The sequence below is a fragment of the Massilia paldalensis genome (assembly GCF_044901715.1).
GTDB lineage: Bacteria > Pseudomonadota > Gammaproteobacteria > Burkholderiales > Burkholderiaceae_D > Telluria > Telluria paldalensis.
Genome location: NZ_JBJCIU010000001.1, coordinates 2,128,061 through 2,148,257, shown reverse-complemented (window position 1 = coordinate 2,148,257; position 20,197 = coordinate 2,128,061). Strand labels below are relative to the sequence as shown.

Annotated in this window: 23 protein-coding genes; 11 read left to right on the top strand and 12 right to left on the bottom strand. The window is 65.2% G+C overall.

Translation table 11 applies throughout. From position 1 onward, the window contains the following. Positions 1–2 precede the first annotated feature (2 nt). A complete protein-coding gene (locus ACI1V7_RS09375; protein WP_014703512.1) occupies positions 3–791 on the top strand; it encodes a hypothetical protein in 789 nt (262 codons plus the stop codon). 77 nt (positions 792–868) lie between these two features. Here ACI1V7_RS09375 and ACI1V7_RS09370 read toward each other — a convergent pair whose 3' ends face one another. The 6 genes from ACI1V7_RS09370 to ACI1V7_RS09345 all read right to left on the bottom strand — a co-directional run bounded on the left by ACI1V7_RS09370 (position 869) and on the right by ACI1V7_RS09345 (position 6,066). Continuing rightward, complete coding sequence (locus ACI1V7_RS09370; protein ID WP_014703511.1) at positions 869–2,152, bottom strand: hypothetical protein; 1,284 nt, start codon at positions 2,150–2,152, stop codon at positions 869–871. Positions 2,153–2,165: 13 nt separating this feature from the next. Next, complete coding sequence (locus tag ACI1V7_RS09365) at positions 2,166–2,984, bottom strand: TIGR02391 family protein (RefSeq protein ID WP_014703510.1); 819 nt, start codon at positions 2,982–2,984, stop codon at positions 2,166–2,168. A 22-nt stretch (positions 2,985–3,006) separates the two neighbouring features. Then, positions 3,007–3,309 (bottom strand): helix-turn-helix domain-containing protein, encoded by a 303-nt coding sequence (locus ACI1V7_RS09360; RefSeq protein ID WP_014703509.1) that lies wholly within the window; start codon positions 3,307–3,309, stop codon positions 3,007–3,009. Continuing rightward, positions 3,293–3,676, bottom strand: coding sequence for a type II toxin-antitoxin system RelE/ParE family toxin (locus tag ACI1V7_RS09355; RefSeq protein WP_014703508.1), 384 nt, complete (start codon positions 3,674–3,676; stop codon positions 3,293–3,295). Before ACI1V7_RS09355 ends, ACI1V7_RS09360 begins: the two co-directional genes overlap by 17 nt. A 138-nt stretch (positions 3,677–3,814) precedes the next feature. Beyond that, positions 3,815–5,017 carry a tyrosine-type recombinase/integrase gene (locus tag ACI1V7_RS09350; protein WP_023110663.1) on the bottom strand — a complete coding sequence of 401 codons (1,203 nt, stop codon included), beginning with the start codon at positions 5,015–5,017 and terminating at the stop codon, positions 3,815–3,817. Between the two features lie 209 nt (positions 5,018–5,226). Then, complete coding sequence (locus tag ACI1V7_RS09345; protein ID WP_404531474.1) at positions 5,227–6,066, bottom strand: outer membrane protein assembly factor BamD; 840 nt, start codon at positions 6,064–6,066, stop codon at positions 5,227–5,229. 129 nt (positions 6,067–6,195) lie between these two features. Between ACI1V7_RS09345 and ACI1V7_RS09340 the strand changes: the two genes are divergently transcribed. Together ACI1V7_RS09340 and pgeF are read left to right on the top strand one after the other, a co-directional pair. After that, positions 6,196–7,200 (top strand): RluA family pseudouridine synthase, encoded by a 1,005-nt coding sequence (locus ACI1V7_RS09340; RefSeq protein WP_404531473.1) that lies wholly within the window; start codon positions 6,196–6,198, stop codon positions 7,198–7,200. After that, on the top strand, positions 7,200–7,985 hold the full coding sequence (pgeF, locus tag ACI1V7_RS09335; protein WP_404531472.1) for a peptidoglycan editing factor PgeF: 786 nt from the start codon (positions 7,200–7,202) through the stop codon (positions 7,983–7,985). Before ACI1V7_RS09340 ends, pgeF begins: the two co-directional genes overlap by 1 nt. 15 nt (positions 7,986–8,000) lie before the next feature. Here the strand turns inward: pgeF and ACI1V7_RS09330 are convergent, their stop codons facing one another. Further along, entirely contained in the window at positions 8,001–8,204 is a 204-nt protein-coding gene (locus ACI1V7_RS09330) for a hypothetical protein (protein WP_404531471.1), read from the bottom strand. 48 nt (positions 8,205–8,252) lie between these two features. On the opposite strand from ACI1V7_RS09330, the gene phaC reads away from it, so the two are divergent. From phaC to ACI1V7_RS09310, 4 genes are all read left to right on the top strand, one after another. After that, entirely contained in the window at positions 8,253–10,064 is a 1,812-nt protein-coding gene (gene phaC / locus ACI1V7_RS09325; RefSeq protein ID WP_404531470.1) for a class I poly(R)-hydroxyalkanoic acid synthase, read from the top strand. 183 nt (positions 10,065–10,247) lie between these two features. Further along, positions 10,248–10,811: a polyhydroxyalkanoate synthesis repressor PhaR gene (phaR, locus tag ACI1V7_RS09320; protein WP_404531469.1), complete on the top strand. Its 564-nt coding sequence runs from the start codon at positions 10,248–10,250 to the stop codon at positions 10,809–10,811. 197 nt (positions 10,812–11,008) lie between these two features. Continuing rightward, positions 11,009–12,412, top strand: a complete 1,404-nt coding sequence (gene rimO, locus ACI1V7_RS09315) for a 30S ribosomal protein S12 methylthiotransferase RimO (RefSeq protein ID WP_404531468.1) — start codon at positions 11,009–11,011, stop codon at positions 12,410–12,412. Positions 12,413–12,515: 103 nt separating this feature from the next. After that, entirely contained in the window at positions 12,516–13,682 is a 1,167-nt protein-coding gene (locus tag ACI1V7_RS09310) for a cystathionine beta-lyase (protein ID WP_404531467.1), read from the top strand. A gap of 98 nt (positions 13,683–13,780) precedes the next feature. On the opposite strand, the gene ACI1V7_RS09305 is transcribed toward ACI1V7_RS09310, so the two are convergent. After that, complete coding sequence (locus ACI1V7_RS09305) at positions 13,781–14,143, bottom strand: DUF4870 family protein (RefSeq protein WP_404531466.1); 363 nt, start codon at positions 14,141–14,143, stop codon at positions 13,781–13,783. A 65-nt stretch (positions 14,144–14,208) separates the two neighbouring features. Beyond that, positions 14,209–14,652 (bottom strand): thioredoxin TrxC, encoded by a 444-nt coding sequence (gene trxC, locus ACI1V7_RS09300; RefSeq protein WP_404531465.1) that lies wholly within the window; start codon positions 14,650–14,652, stop codon positions 14,209–14,211. 101 nt (positions 14,653–14,753) lie between these two features. On the opposite strand from trxC, the gene ACI1V7_RS09295 reads away from it, so the two are divergent. From ACI1V7_RS09295 to ACI1V7_RS09285, 3 genes are all read left to right on the top strand, one after another. Further along, positions 14,754–15,503 carry a DUF72 domain-containing protein gene (locus ACI1V7_RS09295; RefSeq protein WP_404531464.1) on the top strand — a complete coding sequence of 250 codons (750 nt, stop codon included), beginning with the start codon at positions 14,754–14,756 and terminating at the stop codon, positions 15,501–15,503. A 10-nt stretch (positions 15,504–15,513) separates the two neighbouring features. Next, positions 15,514–16,269, top strand: coding sequence for a Mut7-C RNAse domain-containing protein (locus tag ACI1V7_RS09290; protein WP_404531463.1), 756 nt, complete (start codon positions 15,514–15,516; stop codon positions 16,267–16,269). 103 nt (positions 16,270–16,372) lie between these two features. Then, entirely contained in the window at positions 16,373–16,783 is a 411-nt protein-coding gene (locus ACI1V7_RS09285; RefSeq protein WP_404531571.1) for a hypothetical protein, read from the top strand. A 30-nt stretch (positions 16,784–16,813) separates the two neighbouring features. Here ACI1V7_RS09285 and ACI1V7_RS09280 read toward each other — a convergent pair whose 3' ends face one another. Beyond that, positions 16,814–18,115: a TonB family protein gene (locus ACI1V7_RS09280; protein WP_404531462.1), complete on the bottom strand. Its 1,302-nt coding sequence runs from the start codon at positions 18,113–18,115 to the stop codon at positions 16,814–16,816. 203 nt (positions 18,116–18,318) lie between these two features. Here ACI1V7_RS09280 and ACI1V7_RS09275 point away from each other — a divergent pair, with 203 nt between their 5' ends. After that, complete coding sequence (locus ACI1V7_RS09275; protein ID WP_404531461.1) at positions 18,319–18,885, top strand: hypothetical protein; 567 nt, start codon at positions 18,319–18,321, stop codon at positions 18,883–18,885. 36 nt (positions 18,886–18,921) lie between these two features. On the opposite strand, the gene ACI1V7_RS09270 is transcribed toward ACI1V7_RS09275, so the two are convergent. Together ACI1V7_RS09270 and ACI1V7_RS09265 are read right to left on the bottom strand one after the other, a co-directional pair. After that, positions 18,922–19,371 carry a PucR family transcriptional regulator gene (locus ACI1V7_RS09270; RefSeq protein ID WP_404531460.1) on the bottom strand — a complete coding sequence of 150 codons (450 nt, stop codon included), beginning with the start codon at positions 19,369–19,371 and terminating at the stop codon, positions 18,922–18,924. After that, the gene (locus ACI1V7_RS09265) at positions 19,350–20,081 is read right to left on the bottom strand and encodes a CdaR family transcriptional regulator (RefSeq protein ID WP_404531459.1); all 732 of its coding nucleotides are present in this window, start codon (positions 20,079–20,081) and stop codon (positions 19,350–19,352) included. The genes ACI1V7_RS09270 and ACI1V7_RS09265 overlap by 22 nt, the downstream gene beginning before the upstream one ends. Positions 20,082–20,197 lie beyond the last annotated feature (116 nt).

The following is a 20,197-nucleotide window of genomic DNA, read 5'->3' as shown; positions in this document are numbered from 1 at the left end:
CCATGACAACTATTTTTGAACTGGTCAAAGACCCCTATGAGCGCAAGGCGCGCGTAATCCCAGGACTTCTTGTAGCGTTACCGCTGCTCGTTCCTTTGTTGTGCGTCTACGGCGCAAAGCACCCGGTACTTACAGGCGTGATCGGCTTGCTTGGTGGCTGCGGTGCCATTTATGCGCTTGCGAGCGTAGCTCGCGGGCGCGGGAAGAAGCTTGAAGAGATCCTGGTTGCAAGGTGGGGCGGTATGCCGACAACCATCGCGTTACGCCATCGCGACAAGTTTCTCGATGGTGTCAGCAAGCAGCGCTACCACACGGCGATCACGGCCAAGCTGGGCATCGCCATGCCAACGGCAGAAGAAGAATCAGCAAGCCCTGACAAGGCAGACGACATCTACGTTGGCGCCACAAAGCGGCTTCGCGAACTCACGCGTTCCAACAAGCAGCTCTTGCTGAAAGAGAACATCGCCTACGGATTTCACCGCAATATGCTGGCAATGAAGCCTGCCGGCATCGTGTCGTGCCTCCTGGGCATCGTCTACGGATTGCTGATTGCAAAGATTCTGCAGGTAGTACCTCCTCATTTTAACCTAGAGCACCTTGCCGATCCGGGGCTTGCCGCAGGCTTGACACTGCTCATTTCGCTGGCATTACTTGCCGCTTGGCTGCTGTATTTCGATCAGGGCGCGGTCAGACGGATGGGGTTCGTCTATGCAGAACGCTTGTTTGAGTGCTTGCCGTCTTTGCCTTCTTCGGCCCCGCGGAAAAGAGCCTCAAAACCGACTACGGACTGAGATTCAATGCTCTTTGCAAATAGGCGCGTAACTCCGCAGGAATGCTTGCCTATCGGCTGACTTCCGACGGGGGATGGTCACGCCTCTTGGCTGGCAGCCGCGTGATTGCGATGCAGGTCCGAAACCACCGCGATCAATCTGTTGATCGGTTCAGCCAGCCGCTTCGGCAAGACGCGATGCTGGGTATGGGTTTTCAAGTCGGCGATCCAGCGATGCGCAACCCACACGTCTTCTTCAGGGTGGTGGTTGTCTACGCCGTTGCAATACTTGTAGCCAACGAGCGAATCAGTGTGCGACAGCAGGATGCGCGCCATCGTCATGTGGAAGCGATGGGCCTGGAGATCCGCCGGGCCTTTGGGACGCGGCAGGGTCAGTCGTAGGCATCGCTGGCCGTTGAACTCGCTCCAGTCGGGGCCAACGACTTGTCCCGCGCGTTCCAGCATCTTGCGCGACTGTTCGTTCTTGCCATTGACCAAGGCAACGGCGACCGTACCCTTCGGGTACTCCAGCTTTTCGGCGAGCAGGTTCATCCAGCGCACCAACTTGTTCAGGGTCTCATCGTCGGCAAACACAAGGAACTGATGGCGCTGCTCGTCGTCCAGAAACGCCGGCAATTGCGCGTAGAGGGGGTACAGCAGGTCGTGGAGATAGATGTAGGTCTGCCGGCGTCCTTGCTCGTGGCTCCGCGTGGTCGCAGTCAATACCTGCCGTGCCCACTCGGGCGTGAGTTCGTCCAGCGTCATCTCGGTGATGTCGATGGAGATGAGCGGGAATCCGAGCGACTTCCCGATAAGAGCCTTGCGCCCGTCGAAGGCGTGGCCGAGTTCGATTTCAACGCCGCCCAGCACCATCGGTTCAGCCTGGACCGGGGGGCCGAGCACGGCAACGTCGAGCCGGAATTTGCTGCCGAATGGCGTCTCCAGGGGATGCTCGGTTGCCACCTGGTCGGCGCCGAGCAACAAGTTGCCTTCCAGCGGATAGTCCGACGCATCCATATCCTTGAACGCCCACGGCATCGCAAGCCCGGCATTCAAACGTCGTGAGAGTTCGGCCGCGACAAGTTCTTTCGCCCGCCGGTGTTCAGGACTTTCCTGCACGGCGCGCCATCGGCTGGCTTCTTCATCGTCGAAGTGCGCTTTGGGGTTAAAGGTGTGCTGGGCAGGAAGTACGCGGAAATGGGATCGCCGACGCAGCTTCCCGCTTTCAAAGGAGGGGCTGACCCATGTCACCATCTGGCGCTCTGCGCCTGGAGACACCAAGGGCCACAGCTTGCGCGCATGTTCCCGGCTGCGAACGTCGCGCGCGGCAATCGTGGTCTGGAAAATCCCTTTTCGAGAGAAGACAACGATCGCCTCGTCCATTCCTGTCTCTCACTTACGGCGATACGGCCGCTAATTTCGTGGTGCCATCCAGCTTGCGGTGAATCAGCGATACCAGCGTCAGGATGTCCAGTGCGTCCTGTTCGGACATGGGCCAATTCGTCTTGGGCGCATGGGCCAGCGGATTGCGCACGGCGCCAAATAAGCCGATCAGCAGGTTGGCAAAGCCTTTCTGCTCGCTCTTTTCGGACTCGGTGGTGAGCGGTCCCAAGGCGAGAACGGGTTGCTGGCCTGCGAATGCCTTGTTCACCAAGTCCGCGCCGTCGCCGTTCAGGCCCGACAGCAGGCGAATCCGCTCCGCAACACCTTTCGTTGCCTCGAACACGGCATGGAAGTAGTTTTCCTCCAGCAACTCGGCGCGGCAGTAGTTCAGCACTTCCGCATGGACGACGCGGCTTTCCAGTGCGGCCTTGAGTCGTCCCGCGCGGGCGCGGGCGGCATCAAGCGTCGTGGCCTTATCGGCGTGAGCAACCTTGCCGTCATCGCGCACGTAGAAACCGGAGAAGGCAAGGACGACATTGAGTTCGTCGCGCCGCCAAGCGAACGTCGCGGGATCGCGGGCGTAGTTCACCGGGTTCATCGCGCGGTTGATGAACATGATGAGATGGTTGCCGATCTGGTGGTGGTTCTGCGCACCGGCCAGCGCATTGAACAACCGCTTCCACTTTGTCATGCCGGGCGACGTGTCGGCAACCTCGATTTCCTGCAGCAGCCGCTCGATCTGTGTACCGCTCAGACCGCGTTCGGTATCGGCGAGCACGCGGCAGGCGGCTTCAAGATGCTGTGAGTTGAAAGGGGTAATTCGCGTCGCCAATGCCTGTCTCCCTCGTCAGGCATCAGATGATGGCCTGCAGGCCCTTGTCGGCGATGACGTTGAGCAGTTTGAGCGCTGGCCCCGTGGGATGGGTTTCGCCTTGTTCCCACTTGCGCACGGTCGAGGCCGACGTGTGTAGATGAAGAGCGAACACCGGCTGGCTAAACTTCAAGGCTTCACGCAGCCGCTTGATATCGAAAGCACTGAACTCCCGCACCGGCGGCGGGCAGATTGCGTCGAACTCGCGCATCGTTACCTTGCCGATCGCTCCCGCTTCGTGGAGCGCGGCCAGATCGCCACGCAGGGATTCAATGATCTTGCTCACAATGCACCTCCAATAACACGCCTGACTGCAACGCCTTCGACAATGCTTCGGCGGACAGTTCCAGGAACACCTTGCCGGCGAATTGCAGTGCCTTCTTCTCGTCCTGCGTAATGTTCGCCTTGTCGCTCTTGGGGAACCCATGCAGGAACACATAGCGGCTGCCGATCCGGGCCGACAATAACGTGCGGTAGCCGCCACTCTTGCCACCACCAGGGCGGGCAACCCGTTTCTTGTAAAGGAAGCCGCCCAAGTCCGCGTCAATCAGACCGCTTTCCATCTCCTGAACCGCTTTGCACAAGGCGGCATCGGACAGCTTTTCGCCCGCCTGCCACCGCGCAAAATCCTTTCGTTTGAGGATGCGCGTCATCTTGACCTTCAAACTATACCCGAAACGGGCACACTTTTCCAGTGCTTAGTACGATACGCAGGCGGTGATGGCCACTGAGCCAATTGTCGTAGCGGTGATACGACAATTGGGGCGGCAAGGTGGATTGCTGGCCTCTGATCATGCGGTCACCTCTTTCGGTTCTTGATGCATGCTGACGACCGACTTGCGTCGATTCGCCACCAGTTCGGCGGCTTCCCGCACGGGCTTGTCCTCGGTGTGGACGTAGCGCATGAACATCACCACGGTCTTGTGCGCCGTCAGGGCCATGCCGACCTTGACCGGGATACCCGAATTGGCAATGTCGGTCGCCGAGCGGTGGCGGATGCCGTGCGTCCCCACATGCGTTGCCCCCGCCGCTTTGAGCGCACGGCTCCAGCCGCCGTAATACTCGCCCGTGGTCAGGTGTTGCCCTGGATGGCGCGGCGACGGCAGGACGTAAGGATTGCCTTCCTGCCTCGGCGCCGTCGAAAGCAGCCGGTAGGCTTCCTCGCTGATGGGCTTGGACATACCGCCGGTCTTGCTGTCAGGCCAGACGACGCGGCGGTTTTCCAGATCGATCCATTCCCATTCGAGCGAGACGATTTCGCCACGGCGGCCGGCAAACTCGAATTGCAGGCGGATCGCCAACGGGATGACGTAGTTCTCCAGCCCCTCGGCCTCGATCTTGTCGAGCTGCCGGAAAAGTTTTCCCATGTCCTCGTCGCTGATAAGGTGGGTGGACTTGCCGGCAGGGAACATTGGGACATGGCGGCAGGGATTGGTGCCGTCAGGCCGATAGCCCCACACCTCAGCCAAATTGAACATCTTGCGCAGGATGCTGAACGCCTTGTTCGCCTCGGTCTGCTTGTAGGAAAGCTTTTCCATCAGTCCGGCAATGTCAGGCCGCTTCACGTCGTGGACCTTCTTGCGGCCCAACAACGGGATGATGCAGCGGTCGATGACACCTTGATAGCCGACTCGGGTGCTGGGCTTGTTGCGCTTCTTGGAGTGGTCCTCCATGAACTTCTTGCACAACTCTTCGACGGTGGGCGCTTTGCGTGCTTCCGTCTTGGCTGCGCCGGGATCACCACCCCGGCGTACCTGGGCCAGCCATTCTTGCGCGAGCGAACGGGCCTGTTCGACGGTCAGTTCCCCGTACTGACCCAAGGCGGGCTTGCGGCGCTCGCCAGCGTTCGTCCGGTACTGGAGCATGAACACCTTGCGGCCCGACGGGGTAATCTTGCACAAGAAGCCGGGAACCAACGTATCCCGGAGTTCGACGGCCTGCGCCTGGGGGTGTGCCGCATCGACAGCGGACTTGGTGAGTTTGATTTTTGCCATGATGACTCCTTGGAAAGACCCGGTTCCCAGGAGCCTTCTAGGGGCCAGTAGAGGGAAAGTCAGGTCAAGTTTCGGAAAGCACCGGCATATGATGAACTCGCCTAAGTCATTGATAAACCTGCTGTATCAAGCCTTGGCGTAGTCCAGCGCAGTACCGGGCTGGAGTCATGGTGAAATAAAAAATGCCCGCATCTGCGGGCATTGTATGTTTACTTCACGGCGTCCTTCGGACCCGGCTGCGAGCCCCACTTGGCCCAGAATTTCCACCACGGCGCGTCGCCCGTGCCCTTGCCGCCCATGAAGCGGCTGTCCGGGTAGTTCTGGGTGAACACGCGCTGGGTGTCGTCGCGCAGTTCCGGCATGCCCAGCTTGTCGTAGCAGCGGATCATGATGAATAGCGCTTCCTCGCGCGCAGGCGACTGGCTGAACTGGGTGACGGCGCCTTGGGCGCGGTTCAGCGCAGCCAGGTAGGCGCCGCGGCGGTAGTAGTAGTTCGCGACGTGGACTTCGTACTTCGCCATCGCGTCGACCAGGTAGTTCATGCGGTCGCGCGAGTCCGGCGCGTATTTGCTGTTCGGGAACTTGTCGACCAGTTCCTTGAAGGCGGCAAACGCTTCGCGGGTCGCCTTCGGGTCGCGCTCGGACGGATCCTGCGAATAGATGATGCTCAGGAAGCCGATCTGGTCGTTGAAGTTGATCAGGCCGCGCAGGTAGTACATATAGTCCACGTTCGGGTGGTTCGGGTGCAGCTTGATGAAGCGCTCCACGGCCGCCAGCGCCTCGGCCGGATCCTGGGCCTTGTAGTGGGCGTAGGCGATTTCCATCTGCGCCTGGGCGGCGTAGGTGCCGAACGGGTAGTTCGATTCGAGGCGTTCGAACAGCTTGATGGCGGCTTCGTAGTGGCCGCCGGCCATTTCTTCTTGCGCGTCAGCGTATAATTTCGATGCTGACACGTTCTTGTTTTCGTCGGTTCTCTCCGGTAACAAACCGCAAGCGGACAAACCTAGCAGGGCGCCAGTCACTACCAATACAGACAATTTTTTTTGCATAAGCGTTTTGCAAGAGAATTTTACCGAGAGGGCGTCGACCGATTCCGGCACGCCCTGAGCATCAACGAACGGCTGATTATAGCCGATGGAACCGACGTGATATTACCTGCTGCGCCGAATTCGGCGGAAATGCCTTTTGATACCGACCTGGACGATGATCTGGACACCGAGCTGGACACCGGCTCGGGCGCGCCCGACTATTCCCCGATCACCCTCGCGCTGGAACCCGAGCACTGCGGCCAGCGCCTCGACAAGGTCGTGGCCGGCCTGGTGCCGCAGTTCTCGCGCAGCCGCCTGCAGCAATGGTTCGAGGAAGGCCACATCACCGTCGACGGCAAGCCGGCCAAGGGCAAGGGGACGGCCTACGGCGACGAGACCGTCGTCGTGACGCCGCAGCCGGCGCCGGAAGACACGGCGTTCGCGCCGGAAGCGATGGCGCTGGACATCGTCTACGAGGACGAGGCGATCATGGTGATCAACAAGCCGGCCGGCCTCGTCGTCCATCCCGGCTCGGGCAACTGGTCGGGCACGCTGCTCAACGGCCTGCTCGCGCATTGCCCGCAGCTGGTGTCCGTGCCGCGCGCCGGCATCGTGCACCGCCTGGACAAGGACACGAGCGGCCTGATGGTGGTCGGCAAGACGCTGGAAGCGCAGACCGACCTCGTGCGCCAGTTGCAGGCGCGCACCGTCAAGCGCGAATACCTGGCGCTCGTGTGGGGCACGCCGCGCCCGTACGGCACCATCGATTCGCCGATCAGCCGCGACCCCAAGGACCGTGTCAAGATGGCCGTGTCGAACGCGCCGATGGCCAAGCCGGCCATCACGCACTACGAGCTGCTTGAATCGGGCGAGCTGGATCGCCGTCCGGTCAGCCTGGTGCAGTGCCGCCTGGAGACGGGCCGCACCCACCAGATCCGCGTGCACATGCAGTCGCTGGGCTACAGCCTGGTCGGCGATACGGTCTACGGCAAGCAGCACCTGCGCTCCTTCTTCCACCGCCAGGCGCTGCAGGCGCGCCGCCTGGGCCTGACGCATCCGGTCACGGGCGAGCACGTCGAATGGGTCGTCCCGCTGGCGGCCGACTTCGCCGGACTGCTGGAACAGGCAGGCATCCCCGAGCCGGAAGCCGTCTGATGGACAGCCTCTTCGCCGCCGGCGGCGTGCTGGTGCCCGACTGGCCGGATGCGCCGGACACGATCGGCGCGCTGGCCACGACGCGGCGCGGCGGCACCAGCGCAGCGCCCTGGGACGACGGCCGCGGCAGCGGCGGCCTGAACCTGGGCCGCCACGTGGGCGACGATCCGCAGGCGGTCGAGGCGAACCGCGCGCGCTTGGGGGCGCTGCTGCCGGGCCGCCCGGCCTGGATCGCGCAGGTGCACGGCTGCGACGTCGTCGACGCCGCGCTGGTGGGGCCCGATGCGCCGGTGCAGACGGGCGATGCGAGCATCGCCACCGGCGCCGGCATCGTGTGCGCGATCCTGACGGCCGATTGCCTGCCGGTGCTGTTCGCCGACCTGGAAGGCAAGGTGGTCGGCGCCGCCCACGCGGGCTGGCGCGGCCTCGCGGGTGGCGTGCTGGGAACGACCGTGGCGGCCATGCGCCGTGCCGGTGCCGGCGAGATCACGGCCTGGCTCGGGCCGGCGATCGGGCCGGATGCCTTCGAGGTCGGGACCGACGTCCTGGCCGCGTTCGAGGTGGCCCTGCCTGGCGAGGCGGCACACGCCTTCCGTCCCTATCCGGGGCGAGAAGGTAAATATCTCGCCGACATGAATGCGCTGGCGCGGCGCATGCTGGCCCGCGACGGCGTGACCCGCGTGCACGGCGGCGGGCGCTGCACGGCGAGCGAAGCCGACACCTTTTATTCCTATCGCCGCGATGGGGTCACGGGCCGCCAGGCCAGCCTGATCTGGATCAAATGATCCGTCGGCGAACGTTCATTCCTCCGGGCGTTCGCTATGCTGCGTGTCTTTGCCCGCCTGTCGGCGCCGCGCGCGCCGGCCGGCGCCCATGAGGTAGAGCACGAGCGACAAGGGCAACACACCGTAGCCGAAAAAAGTCATAATGCCCCCAACAACAGTGGGCTCAGTCGCCGCCATCAGGGTTACGACGTACATCCATCCTATGACCACGATCCACATGCGATTCTCCTGCTGCTTGATCAACCGATTCTACACAATGGATGCCCGATGAATTCGACCGACGCTTCGCAGATGTTCGCCGCACCCTGGATGTCGCAGTTCGCGCAGTTCACCGATCCCGCCGCCTGGCAGGCGTGGATGCCCCTGCCGCAGGCCGCCAACGGGGGAGGGCAGGCGCCGGGGATAGGCGCGATGCCGGGCGCAATACCGGGAACAATGGCGGGTCCGATGCTGGGCATGCTGGGCGATATCGGCGCCAGCCTGTCGCCGGCCAAGCTGGAGGCGCTGCGCGACGATTACCTCAAGAAAGCGATGCAGTTGTGGCAGGATTTCATGGTCGGCAAGCTGCCCGAACTCCATGACCGCCGCTTCTCCTCGTCCGAATGGACGTCGAACCCGATGTCGGCCTACAGCGCCGCCACCTACCTGCTGAATTCCACGTTCATGCTGGCGCTGGCCGATGCCGTCGAGGTGCCACCGAAAGACAAGCAGAAGATCCGGTTTGCAGTGCAGCAGATCGTCGATGCGCTTTCGCCCGCTAATTTCCTGGCGACGAATCCGGAAGCCCAGCACAAGATGCTGGAGACGAACGGCGAGAGCCTGACCAAGGGCTTGCAGAACATGCTGGCGGACATGCAGAAGGGCCGCATCTCGCAATCCGACGAATCCGCGTTCGAAGTGGGCCGCAACGTCGGCGTCACGCCGGGCACGGTCGTGTTCGAGAACGCGCTGTTCCAGCTGATCCAGTACACCCCGAGCACGCCGACCGTGCATGCGGTGCCGCTGCTGATGATCCCGCCCTGCATCAACAAGTACTACATCCTCGACCTGCAGCCGGAAAACTCGCTCGTGCGCTATCTCGTCGAGCAGGGCAATACCGTGTTCATGATGTCATGGCGCAATCCCGACCAGGGCCTGGCCGGGACTACCTGGGACGACTACGTCGACCAGGGCGCGATCCGCGCGCTGGACGTGGTGCGGGAGATTTCCGGCCAGGACAAGGTGAACGTGTTCGGCTTCTGCGTGGGCGGGACCATCGCCGCGACGGCGCTGGCCGTGCTGGCGGGGCGCGGACGCCACCCGGCGGCGAGCCTGTCGCTGTTCACCACGCTGCTGGACTTCTCCGACACGGGCGTGCTGGACGTGTTCGTCGACGACACCCAGGTCATGCTGCGCGAACAGCAGCTGGCGCGCGGCGGGCTGATGCCGGGCCGCGACCTCGCGACGACGTTCTCGTCGCTGCGCCCCAACGACCTCGTGTGGAACTACGTCCAGCAGAACTACCTGAAGGGCAAGACGCCGCCGGCCTTCGACCTGCTGTACTGGAACGCCGACAGCACGAACCTGCCTGGCCCCATGTACTGCTGGTATCTGCGCAATACCTACCTGGAAAACAAGCTGAAGGTGCCGGGGGCGCTGACGGTGGCCGGCGTGCCCGTCGACCTGGGCGCGATCGATTGCCCGACCTTCATCTATGGTTCGCGCGAAGACCATATCGTGCCATGGGAAGCGGCGTTCGCCTCGATGGGCCTGCTGAATCCGAAGAAGGGAAAGGCGGCGGGCAAGCCCAATCGCTTCGTACTGGGCGCCTCCGGCCACATCGCCGGCGTGATCAATCCGGCCTCGAAGAACAAGCGCAGCTACTGGGTCAATGAAGCGGGCGGCAAGAACCGTCCGAAGACGGCGCCGGAGTGGCTGGCCGGGGCGGAAGAACGAAAAGGCAGCTGGTGGCCGGAATGGGCCCGCTTCCTGGCCGAATACGGCGGCGCGGACGTGGCGCCGCCGGTCCAGCCCGGCAGCACGGCCTACGGGCCGATCGAGCCGGCGCCGGGCCGCTACGTCAAGCAGCGTGCGGATTGAATGCACGCGATTCGAGATTGCGAAAAAAATAACTGACTTGCACGCGATACAATGCGGAATATGCTGCGTCGCAATGCGCAACGTGGTATTTTTAGGAATATCCTCTTGGAATCGGAGACGCCACGAACCCCGTTCGTGGATGCCAGATAATAAATGCGCCACGGCGCTGTACATGGAAACGAGATGAGCAGTACGAAAAAAAGCACCGACCGCCTGATCAAGAAATATCCGAACCGCCGGCTCTACGATACGCAGACGAGCTCCTACATCACGCTGTCCGACGTCAAGCAGCTCGTGCTGGACGCCGATGAATTCACCGTCGTGGACGCCAAGACGAACGAAGACCTGACCCGCAGCATCCTGCTGCAGATCATCCTGGAAGAGGAAGCGCACGGCGTGCCGATGTTCTCCAGCAATGTCCTGGCGCAGATCATCCGCTACTACGGCCATGCGATGCAGGGCATGATGGGCTCCTACCTGGAAAAGAACGTCCAGGCCTTCACCGATATCCAGAGCAAGTTCGTCAACGCGTCCACGGGGGCGCTGGAGGGCAAGCCCTTCAATACCGAGATGTGGACCCAATTCATGAACATCCAGGGCCCGATGATGCAGGGCATGATGAACAGCTATATCGACCAGAGCAAGAACCTGTTCCTGCAGATGCAGGAGCAGATGCAGAACCAGAGCAAGGCGATGTTCGGCGCGGCGTTTCCGTTCGTGCCGCCGACGGGGCAGGAAAAGAAATAGATGCAGCGTCGCCCCTGCGAAGGCAGGGGGCCAATTTCTGCGCGTTCGACAGGTAGCGCGAGAAATTAGGCCCCTGCCTTCGCAGGGGCGACGGCTGGGCGTGGTGCCCAGCCGTCAATTTTTACCCCGCTCCACCTGCAATACCCCTCTTGCTGTAAAATCGCGGATTGCCCAAAATTTTTTGCCGCACTCCGACAATGCAAGAACTCCGCCGCAATCCTCTCCCCACGACCCTGGACGCCACCGGCACCGCCGTCCCGCCGAAGGTCGGCTTCGTCTCGCTCGGCTGCCCGAAGGCGCTGGTCGACTCCGAGCAGATCCTGACGCAGCTGCGCGCCGAAGGCTACGAGACCGCCAAGTCCTATGCCGGCGCCGACCTGGTGATCGTCAATACCTGCGGCTTCATCGACGCCGCCGTGCAGGAGTCGCTGGATGCGATCGGGGAAGCGCTGGCCGAGAACGGCAAGGTCATCGTCACCGGCTGCCTGGGCGCCAAGAAGGATGCCGCCGGCGACGACATCATCACCAAGGTGCACCCGAAGGTGCTGGCCGTGACGGGCCCGCACGCCGTCGCCGAGGTGATGGAATCCGTGCACACGCACCTGCCCAAGCCGCACGACCCGTTCATTGACCTGGTGCCGGACCACGGCGTCAAGCTCACGCCCAAGCACTATGCCTACCTGAAGATCTCGGAAGGCTGCAACCACCGCTGCAGCTTCTGCATCATCCCGTCGATGCGCGGCGACCTGGTGTCGCGCCCGATCCACGAGGTGCTGCAGGAAGCGGAGAACCTGTTCAAGGCCGGCGTGAAGGAACTGCTCGTCATTTCGCAGGACACCAGCGCCTACGGCGTCGACGTCAAGTTCCGCACGGGCTTCTGGAACGGCCGCCCCGTCAAGACGCACATGACGCAGCTGGCCGAAGCGCTGGGCGTGATGGCGAAGCAGTACGGCGCCTGGGTGCGCATGCACTACGTCTATCCGTACCCGCACGTCGACCAGGTGATCCCGATGATGGGCGAGCACGTGCTGCCCTACCTGGACATCCCCCTGCAGCACGCCCACCCGGACGTCCTGAAGCGCATGAAGCGCCCGGCCAGCGGCGAGAAGAACCTGGACCGCATCCTGGCCTGGCGCAAGATGAACCCGGACCTCGTGATCCGCTCGACCTTCATCGCCGGCTTCCCGGGCGAGACGGAAGAGGAATTCGAATACCTGCTGGACTTCCTGCGCGAGGCGCAGATCGACCGCCTGGGCTGCTTCGCCTACTCGCCGGTCGAAGGCGCCACCGCGAACGAGATCGCCAACCCGGTGCCGGAAGCGGTGCGCGAGGAACGCCGCGCGCGCGTGATGCTGCTGCAGGAAGAGATCTCGCTCAAGCGCCAGCAGGCCAAGGTCGGGAAGACCCTGCGCGTGCTCGTCGATGAAGTGGGCCCGCGCGAAGCGATCGGCCGCACGGCCGCGGATGCGCCGGAAATCGACGGCGTCGTCCACATCAAGCGCGCGCTCGCGCCGGGCAAGGCCAAGCCGGCCGTGGGCGAGTTCATCGACGTCGTGGTGACCAAGGCGGACGCGCACGATCTCTGGGCGACCGTCGCCTGAACCCCGTCGTCCCTGCGCAGGCAGGGATCCAATTTTCTTGCCGGTCACGCAAAATTGGGTCCCCGCCTGTGCGGGGACGACGCGTTGTAATGGAGCTTCCAACGTGACCAAGAAATCCATCCAGACCCAGCTCGTCCGCAGCGACTACACCCCGCCGGCCGGCTTCGCCGCCTATCCCACCGCCATCCACCACGCGTCCACGGTCCTGTTCAAGGACGTGGCCAGCATGCGTTCGGGCGACTGGAAAGACAAGAGCGGCTACACCTATGGCCTGCACGGCACGCCGACCACGTTCACGCTGGAAGCGCGCCTGGCCGCCATCGAAGGGGGCAGGCACTGCCTGCTGGCCCCGTCCGGCCTGGCCGCGATCGCGATGATCGACCTGGCGCTGCTCAAGGCCGGCGACGACGTCCTGCTGCCCGATAACGTCTACAACCCCAACCGCGAGCTGGGACGCTGGCTGACGGGCGACTTCGGCATCACGGCGCGCTTCTACGATCCGCTGGTCGGCGCCGGCATCGCCGACCTGATCCAGCCGAACACGAAGCTGATCTGGACCGAGGCGCCTGGATCCGTATCGATGGAAGTGCCGGACCTGCGCGCGATCTGCGCCGCGGCGAAGGAAAAGGGCGTACTGGTCGCGCTCGACAACACCTGGGCCGCCGGCCTGGCGCTGCGCGGCTTCGACGTCGGCGCGGACATCGTCATGCAGGCGCTGACCAAGTACCAGTCCGGCGGTTCGGACGTGCTGATGGGCGCCGTGATCACGCAGGACGAGGCGCTCAATGCCCGCCTGGCCGCATCGCACATGCGGCTCGGCATGGGCGTGGGCGCGGACGACGCCTACCTGGTGCTGCGCGGCCTGGAAACGATGAAGCTGCGTTTCGATGCACACGACGCCGCCGCGCGCAAGGTGGCCACGTGGCTCAAGGGACGGCCGGAAATCGTCAAGGTGCTGCACCCGATGTTCGAGGAATGCCCGGGCCACGCTTCCTGGAAGCGCGACTTCACGGGGGCCGCCGGCCTGTTCTCCGTGATCTTCGACGCGCGCTATACGGAAGGGCAAACCGACCGCTTCGTGGACAGCCTGGCGCTGTTCGGCATCGGCTTCAGCTGGGGCGGCACGCACAGCCTGGCCGTACCGTACCGGATGCAGGGCATGCGCCAGGACTGGACAGACGCTGGCACGCTGGTGCGTTTCAATATCGGCCTGGAAGATCCGGACGATCTGATTGCCGACATCGAGCGGGCATTCGCGGTACTGGCGTAGTCCGCGGCGGCATATCGGGGTCAAATACCGGAGTCAAATACCGGGGTCAGCGTCCAACCTTCAACACCGGACTCCGACCCCTCCCACCATGTCGCCCATTACACGGGCATCGGCCGGTTGTTATTCAGGTCCACGAAGCCGCGGATGATGCGGTAGGCCATCCACAGCCACACGAGCGGCGTCACGATCCACACCACCAGGATGCCGATCAGGCTGACCCACAGGAGGCCGATCACGATCCACCACACGAGGTACCACCAGAACGAGCGGATCATCCACGTGTGGTGGCTGTACACGATGGTGCCCGCCGTGGCCGGCCGCTTGATGTAGTTGGCGATCAGCGGCAGGATCGACAGGGTGCCGAGCGAGAAGAAGAACGTGATGGCATGGACCACGTACATGATGCGGGCGAACTGCTTGGCGTCCTCGGTGCTGTTTTCGTAGACGAGTTCCTGGTTCATCGATTTCCTCCCGTTGTGTTGTTGTTGACTCCATGATAACAGGGTCATGCCCGGCAGCGGCGCATTCAGGCGGGGCGGGCGGTCCGCTGTACCCACGCGACCAGGTTGCCCGCGTCCATCGCCCCGGCCTGGCGCCCGATCTCGCGTCCGCCCTGGAACAGCGCGATGGTCGGGATGCTGCGGATCGCATACCGGGCGGCGAGGTCCTGCGACGCTTCCGTATCCACCTTCAGCAGGCGCGCATGCGGTTCCAGGCGGGTCGCGGCCTGGGCGTAGGCGGGCGCCATCATGCGGCACGGTCCGCACCAGGCCGCCCAGAAGTCCACCACGACGGGGATGTCGTTGCGGCTCACGTGGCGGTCGAAGCGCGCGCTATTGACGTCCAGCGGCTTGCCGACGAAGAGCTCCTGGGCGCACTTGCCGCAGACGGGCTTGTCGGCCAGGCGCTCGGCGGCGACGCGGTTGACGGCGTCGCAATGCGGACAGACGATGTGGAACGGATCGGCCATGCTTGTTCTCCTGCTGGTTCGGTTGTCTGGAAGGGTGCGCCATCGAAGGGCGCGCCGGCATATCATCGGGTGCCGGGCATCTGCCCCCAACATGGGATCCAATGAGCAAATTGCAATCCACCGGTCCCGGAAGGCGCCTGGTCGGCTGCGCCGGCTGGAGCATTCCGAAGGACGCGGCGGCCGCGTTCCCGGCCGACGGCAGCCACCTGGAACGCTATGCGGCCGTGTTCCCGGCCGTCGAGATCAATTCCTCGTTCTACCGTCCGCACCAGCCCAAGACTTATGCGCGCTGGGCCGACAGCGTGCCCGACGATTTCCGCTTCTCCGTCAAGCTACCCAAGGCGATCACCCACGAGGCGCGCCTGCGCGACGCCGACGAGCTGCTGGACCGCTTCGTGCGCGAGGCGGGCGAACTCGGACCCAAGCTCGGCTGCGTGCTCGTGCAGCTGCCGCCCAGCGGCGTATTCGACGAGGACGTGGTGCGCGACTTCCTGCCGCGCCTGCGCGCGCGCTTTCCCTGCATGCTGGCGCTGGAAGGACGCCATCCGACCTGGTTCGGCGACGCGGCCACGGCCGTGCTGCGCGAGCACGGCGTGACGCGCGTGTTCGCCGATCCCGCCGCCGGCCAGCCGGGCGAGCACGTGCCGACCGCCGCCGCCAGCTACATCCGCCTGCACGGCACGCCGCACGTCTATTACTCCAGCTACCCGCGCGAGGCCTTGCGCCGCTTCGCCGGCCAGGTCGACGCGGCCGCCGAGCGGGGGGACGTGTGGTGCATCTTCGATAACACGGCGGAAGGGCATTCGGTGCCGAACGCGCTGGACGTGCTGCAGGGCGTGCCGGAGGAGTGAAAGGAACGTCATGGTCCGCGCCACCTTCCGCTTCTACGCCGACCTGAACGACTTCCTCGCGCCGGTCCGGCGCGGCGCGGCGTTCACGGTGCCGTGCGCGGAAAACGCCACCACCAAGCACATGATCGAGGCGCTCGGCGTGCCGCACACGGAGGTCGAGGTCATCCTCGTCAACGACCGGCCGGCGGGACTGGACGCGCTGCTGGAAGAGGGCGACCGCGTGGCCGTCTACCCGCGCTTCGTGACCTTCGACGTGGCCGACCTGGTCCGCGCCGACACGATGCCGGCGGGGCGCCTGCGCTTCGTCGCCGACGCCCACCTCGGCGGCCTCGCGCGGCTGTTGAGAATGGCGGGGTTCGACACCATCTACTGCAATACGCTGCGCGCGGGCGAGATCGAGGCGGTCGCGCTGGAGGAAGGGCGCGTCGTGCTCACGCGTGACCGCGAACTGCTGAAGCGCCGTGGCATCGACCACGGCGCCTGCGTGCGCGCCCGCAAACCGCAGGACCAGCTGGCCGAGGTGTTCGCGCGTTTCGACCTTGCCGAGCGCGCGCGGCCCTTCACCTTGTGCCTGGACTGCAACGCGCCGCTGCGGCCCGTCGCCAGAGAAGACGTGAAGGACCTGCTGCCGCCGCTGGTGCGCGCGGGCCAGGACGAATTCCGCCGCTGCGACTGCTGCGGCCGGGTGTTCTGGAAGGGCACGCACTGGGAGCGCATGCGCACCATGCTGGACGCCGCCGCCGCGGGCCTGCAGCCGTACGCCTGACGTCGTTGCGTGGCTTGCGCAACGGTGTCGGCGCCCGCTTGATATACACTACTTCTCCGTACGAGTCGCAATGATAGACAGCGTGTCCCCGACCACTGATTCCATGTTGCAAAGAGTATCGATTCCCATCATGCGCGCCGAGTGTCCGCCCGGCGCCTGCGTCTGCGAGCGCGACCAGCTGCTGGACGATCCCGCGGCCGACCTGCGCCCGCTGCAGCTGACCCGCGCCGAAGAGGAGCGCCTCGTCGCGCGCATCGAGCGCGTGGAAACCTTCGAGGAACTGCAGCGCGTGCAGAAGGCGATCCGCCGCAACCTGGGCACCGTACTCACCATCGAACCGGGCCCGAACGAGGTGCGCACGCTGCGCGGCATCGTCATCCGTCTCGAGGACCGCCCCGGGCTGTGCCGCAAGGTGCGCCAGTCGGTGCCGGCCGCGGTGCGCCGCGTGCTGGACCAGCGGCCGGAGATCGCCTGGGCGATCCTGGATGCCGGGGGCTTGTTCGGCTCCCCGTAAGCGTCAGCCGGCGGGCCGTACCGCCAGCCTTTACAGCACGGGCGGCGGAGCGGGAGACGACGTGCATGCCCGCGCGGCCCGGTCGCGGAAGATGCCCACGGAGATCTCGTCCGATCCGCCCTCCGTCCTGCGCGCCTGCACGTATTTCCGGGCGGCGTCGCAGTCTCCGAGCTGCGCACCCTGGAAGTACACCGCCGTCGCCAGCTGGTCGTCGCCGCGCTGCTCCAGCAGCAGGCCGTAGCGATAGAAAGCGGCCGGATAGCGCGCCTGCATGGCCTTGCGGTACAAGGCGGCCGCTTGCTCCTGGTCGGCCGGCCCGGCGCGTCCGGCCTCCACCAGCATGCCGAGCGCGGTGTCGGCGCGGCCGTCGGTCGTGTCGGCTGCCTTGCGGTACAGTGCCGCGGCCCGTGCGTCGTCCTGGACGTTGCCGAGACCCAGTTCGAAGGTGCGGCCCAGGTAGTAATCGGCGAACGCCTGGTGCTGGTCAGCGGCGCGTGCGAGCCATGCCGCGGCCGCAGTGCGCTCCGCGTCGGACGCCGCATGCTGCATCAGAAGCAAGCCAAGCCCCAGTTGGGCGAAGGGGAGGCCTCCTTCGGCGGATTTGCGCATCCAGTACAGCGCCTTGTCGTGGTCCTGTTCCCCGGCCGTCCCCGTCTCGTACATCCCGGCGAGATGCATCTGCGCCCAGCCATGCCCTTGCTCGGCCGCCCTGGCGTACCAGTCGGCGGCCTGCCGCGGGTCGTACGGCACGCCGGCGCCGCGGCCGTACAGCATGCCGAGGCTGTTCTGGGCGGCGGCATTGCCGCCTTCCGCCGCCTGCCGGTACCAGCCGGCCGCCTGCGCGAGATCCGTGGTGCCGTAGGTGCCGCGCTCGAGCCAGGCGCCCAGCTGGTACTGCGCCGCCGCGTCCCCGGCCATGGCGCGCGCCGACGTGCTGGCGTACAGCGCCTGGTCGGGAACGTCCTTTTTCTTCGTCGCGCCGGGGATCCAGACATACTGTGTCTTGAGCCAGCCGGTCGGCACCTGGCCGTTGGCGAGCACCGCGGGGAACGGGCACGCCCGGATCCCCGCCAGCGCCGCCTCGTCGAGGTCCGTCCTGCCGCTGGACGCGGCGATGCGTGCCTCGGCGACGCGGCCGTCGACGCCGATCCTGACCTCGACCGTCGTCTTGCCGCCCGCGCCGGATGCGAGCGCTGCCGCCGGGTAGGAGGGGCGGTAGCAGGCATTCAGGTCGATCACCATGACGTCCTGTGGATCCTGAAGGCGGGCGGCGCCGGCACCGGCGGGGAGGAGGGTGGCCACGGCGGCCAGCAGGGCGAGCGAGGTTTTCATACGGCTAATGTACGCTGCAATACCGCGCCACAAATGCGCGGATTGTCACTGCTACGGCCGCAGGCTTCCATATTGCCGGTGGCACGTGGAGGTAGCGCGCGCCGATGCCCACGGTGCCGCGACACCGTACGATCGCATGGATCGTCGACGTCCGGAAGATGGTTGGCCAGAATGCGCCGTCATCATCCTGCATCGGCCATGCCATGAAACCACCCGCCGTAGCCCTGTTTCTTGCCGTCCTGTTTCGCTGCACCACAGCCGAAGCCGTAACCGTCCCCGTCATCGAGCAGGGCATTTATCGACCGGCGCCCCCTTTCGTCGACCTGAAGCAATCGATCTATGTACGCGAACGCGAACGGCCGGTATTGGGCATGGTGACGGACGCGAGCACCTCCATCGTCCGCTACCTGTTGGAAGTCTTTGCCTCGACCCTGCATGCAGGTGCCCCGATGCCGCACGTGCTGCCGGAGGCGCGCGCTGCGATGCGCTTACCGCCCCTTGTCAGTACCGGCGGCCCCGGCAGATACGTGGCGATGACCTTGTACTGCTGGACCAGCGACCCCGACACCCGGTTGAGCTTCCTGATCGAATGGGCCGACATCACGACGAACGCGCGCTACACGGATTCTTACGTGTTCGAACGGCGTGGCGGGACGTGGTTTTTCGCGGGACACGGGAATATCCGCCCTTGGCACTGGACGCAGACCGAACGCTACTTCCAGCGCGCCTGTCCGGTCGAGGCCAGCAATCCTCACGCCGGTGTGCCGTGAGTCGGGCTGGCGCGCGCGGCCTGCCCGATCGGCGGCTCAGGACGACTCGCCCAGCAACGCCGACACATACAGCAGCAGCCTGTCCTCGCTCCTGCCCAGGTCCAGCCCCGTCAACTCCTCGATCCGGCGCAGCCGGTAATCCAGCGTATTGCGGTGGATGTGCAGGGCGCCGGCCGTCGCCGTGGCGCTTTCGCCGTTGGCGAACCAGGCGTCGAGCGTGCGGCGCAGCTGGCCGCCGCTGCGTTCCCGGGACAGGCGTGCCAGCGGCTCGCGCAGGCGCTCCGCCTGCCAGCCGGAGGCCAGGCTCGATAGCAGCACGGGCAGCGCCAGGTCGTAGTAGCTGGTGTGCTGGCCGCCGGTCACACCCGTCTGGGCGTCGCGGCGGCGGCCGATGCGGGCGGCGCTGCGGGCGCTCTGGCAGGAGATGGCGGCCGCGTCGATGCCGGGCAGCGCCAGTCCCATCGTCAGGCGGAAGGCGTGTCGCACAGTTCCCGCAGCAGCGTGCCCAGCGCCTGGTGGCGGCGCCGCGCCTGCTGCTCGGCGGACACCGGCTCGGCATCGAGCACGTCCAGCAGCACGAGTTCGTCCGTGCCCGTGGCGGCGCTCAGCAGGCCGGGCTCGCGCCCCAGCAGCGCCAGCTGCAGGCTTTGCAGGCTGGACAGCGCGGCGTCGCCGTCGTCCTCGTCCAGCTGGACGAGAAAGACGACCTGCACGCGGGTGAAGTCCAGGCCCAGGCGCCGGGCCCAGGCCTGCAGGTCGGGGCGGTCGCCCGGCTCGTCGCGGATCAGGTTCAGCACGAAGGCTTCGCGGTGGCGGCTGTCGCGCTGCAGTTCGCCCGCCAGGCTCGCCTGTTCCAGGATCATCTCGGCGGTCAGACGCACCAGTTCGCCGAACTGGCGCACGGCGTCCGGTTCGCCTGACAGGCCGACGGCGCCGCACAGCTGCCCGCCGACGACCAGCGGCAGGTTGATCCCCGGCCTGGCGCCGTGCATGCGCGCGGCGGCGGCGCCGTCGACCTCCACCGTCGCCTGGCGGCCCAGCGCCAGCAGGGCGCCGTCGTGCAGTGCGCCGACGCGGCTGGCATCGCCGCTGGCCAGGATCACGCCGCGCGCGTCCATCACGTTGACGTTGAACGGGATGATGCGCATCGTGCGGGTGACGATGTCCTGGGCAAGTTGCGGGCTGATGTCGATCATGCGATGGGGCGGCGATGGGAATGATCCGGCCACTCTAACGGATCGCGCCAGTTGTGCCAAGTGCCGAGCCGCCTGGACGGGATTGGGGCAAACGCGTAACAGCTTTGTGCATTTGC

What these genes read in the sequence shown, in the direction of transcription:
- ACI1V7_RS09285 (WP_404531571.1), top strand. Translation starts at nt 16,373, where the DNA reads ATGTTGCAAAGAGTATCGATTCCCATCATGCGCGCCGAGTGTCCGCCC.
- ACI1V7_RS09275 (WP_404531461.1), top strand. Translation starts at nt 18,319, where the DNA reads ATGAAACCACCCGCCGTAGCCCTGTTTCTTGCCGTCCTGTTTCGCTGC.
- ACI1V7_RS09330 (WP_404531471.1), bottom strand. Translation starts at nt 8,204, where the DNA reads ATGTGGATCGTGGTCATAGGATGGATGTACGTCGTAACCCTGATGGCG.
- ACI1V7_RS09345 (WP_404531474.1), bottom strand. Translation starts at nt 6,066, where the DNA reads ATGCAAAAAAAATTGTCTGTATTGGTAGTGACTGGCGCCCTGCTAGGT.
- ACI1V7_RS09280 (WP_404531462.1), bottom strand. Translation starts at nt 18,115, where the DNA reads ATGAAAACCTCGCTCGCCCTGCTGGCCGCCGTGGCCACCCTCCTCCCC.
- pgeF (WP_404531472.1), top strand. Translation starts at nt 7,200, where the DNA reads ATGGACAGCCTCTTCGCCGCCGGCGGCGTGCTGGTGCCCGACTGGCCG.
- trxC (WP_404531465.1), bottom strand. Translation starts at nt 14,652, where the DNA reads ATGGCCGATCCGTTCCACATCGTCTGTCCGCATTGCGACGCCGTCAAC.
- phaR (WP_404531469.1), top strand. Translation starts at nt 10,248, where the DNA reads ATGAGCAGTACGAAAAAAAGCACCGACCGCCTGATCAAGAAATATCCG.
- ACI1V7_RS09370 (WP_014703511.1), bottom strand. Translation starts at nt 2,152, where the DNA reads ATGGACGAGGCGATCGTTGTCTTCTCTCGAAAAGGGATTTTCCAGACC.
- ACI1V7_RS09340 (WP_404531473.1), top strand. Translation starts at nt 6,196, where the DNA reads ATGCCTTTTGATACCGACCTGGACGATGATCTGGACACCGAGCTGGAC.
- ACI1V7_RS09305 (WP_404531466.1), bottom strand. Translation starts at nt 14,143, where the DNA reads ATGAACCAGGAACTCGTCTACGAAAACAGCACCGAGGACGCCAAGCAG.
- ACI1V7_RS09295 (WP_404531464.1), top strand. Translation starts at nt 14,754, where the DNA reads ATGAGCAAATTGCAATCCACCGGTCCCGGAAGGCGCCTGGTCGGCTGC.
- ACI1V7_RS09355 (WP_014703508.1), bottom strand. Translation starts at nt 3,676, where the DNA reads ATGACGCGCATCCTCAAACGAAAGGATTTTGCGCGGTGGCAGGCGGGC.
- rimO (WP_404531468.1), top strand. Translation starts at nt 11,009, where the DNA reads ATGCAAGAACTCCGCCGCAATCCTCTCCCCACGACCCTGGACGCCACC.
- phaC (WP_404531470.1), top strand. Translation starts at nt 8,253, where the DNA reads ATGAATTCGACCGACGCTTCGCAGATGTTCGCCGCACCCTGGATGTCG.
- ACI1V7_RS09265 (WP_404531459.1), bottom strand. Translation starts at nt 20,081, where the DNA reads ATGATCGACATCAGCCCGCAACTTGCCCAGGACATCGTCACCCGCACG.
- ACI1V7_RS09290 (WP_404531463.1), top strand. Translation starts at nt 15,514, where the DNA reads ATGGTCCGCGCCACCTTCCGCTTCTACGCCGACCTGAACGACTTCCTC.
- ACI1V7_RS09375 (WP_014703512.1), top strand. Translation starts at nt 3, where the DNA reads ATGACAACTATTTTTGAACTGGTCAAAGACCCCTATGAGCGCAAGGCG.
- ACI1V7_RS09350 (WP_023110663.1), bottom strand. Translation starts at nt 5,017, where the DNA reads ATGGCAAAAATCAAACTCACCAAGTCCGCTGTCGATGCGGCACACCCC.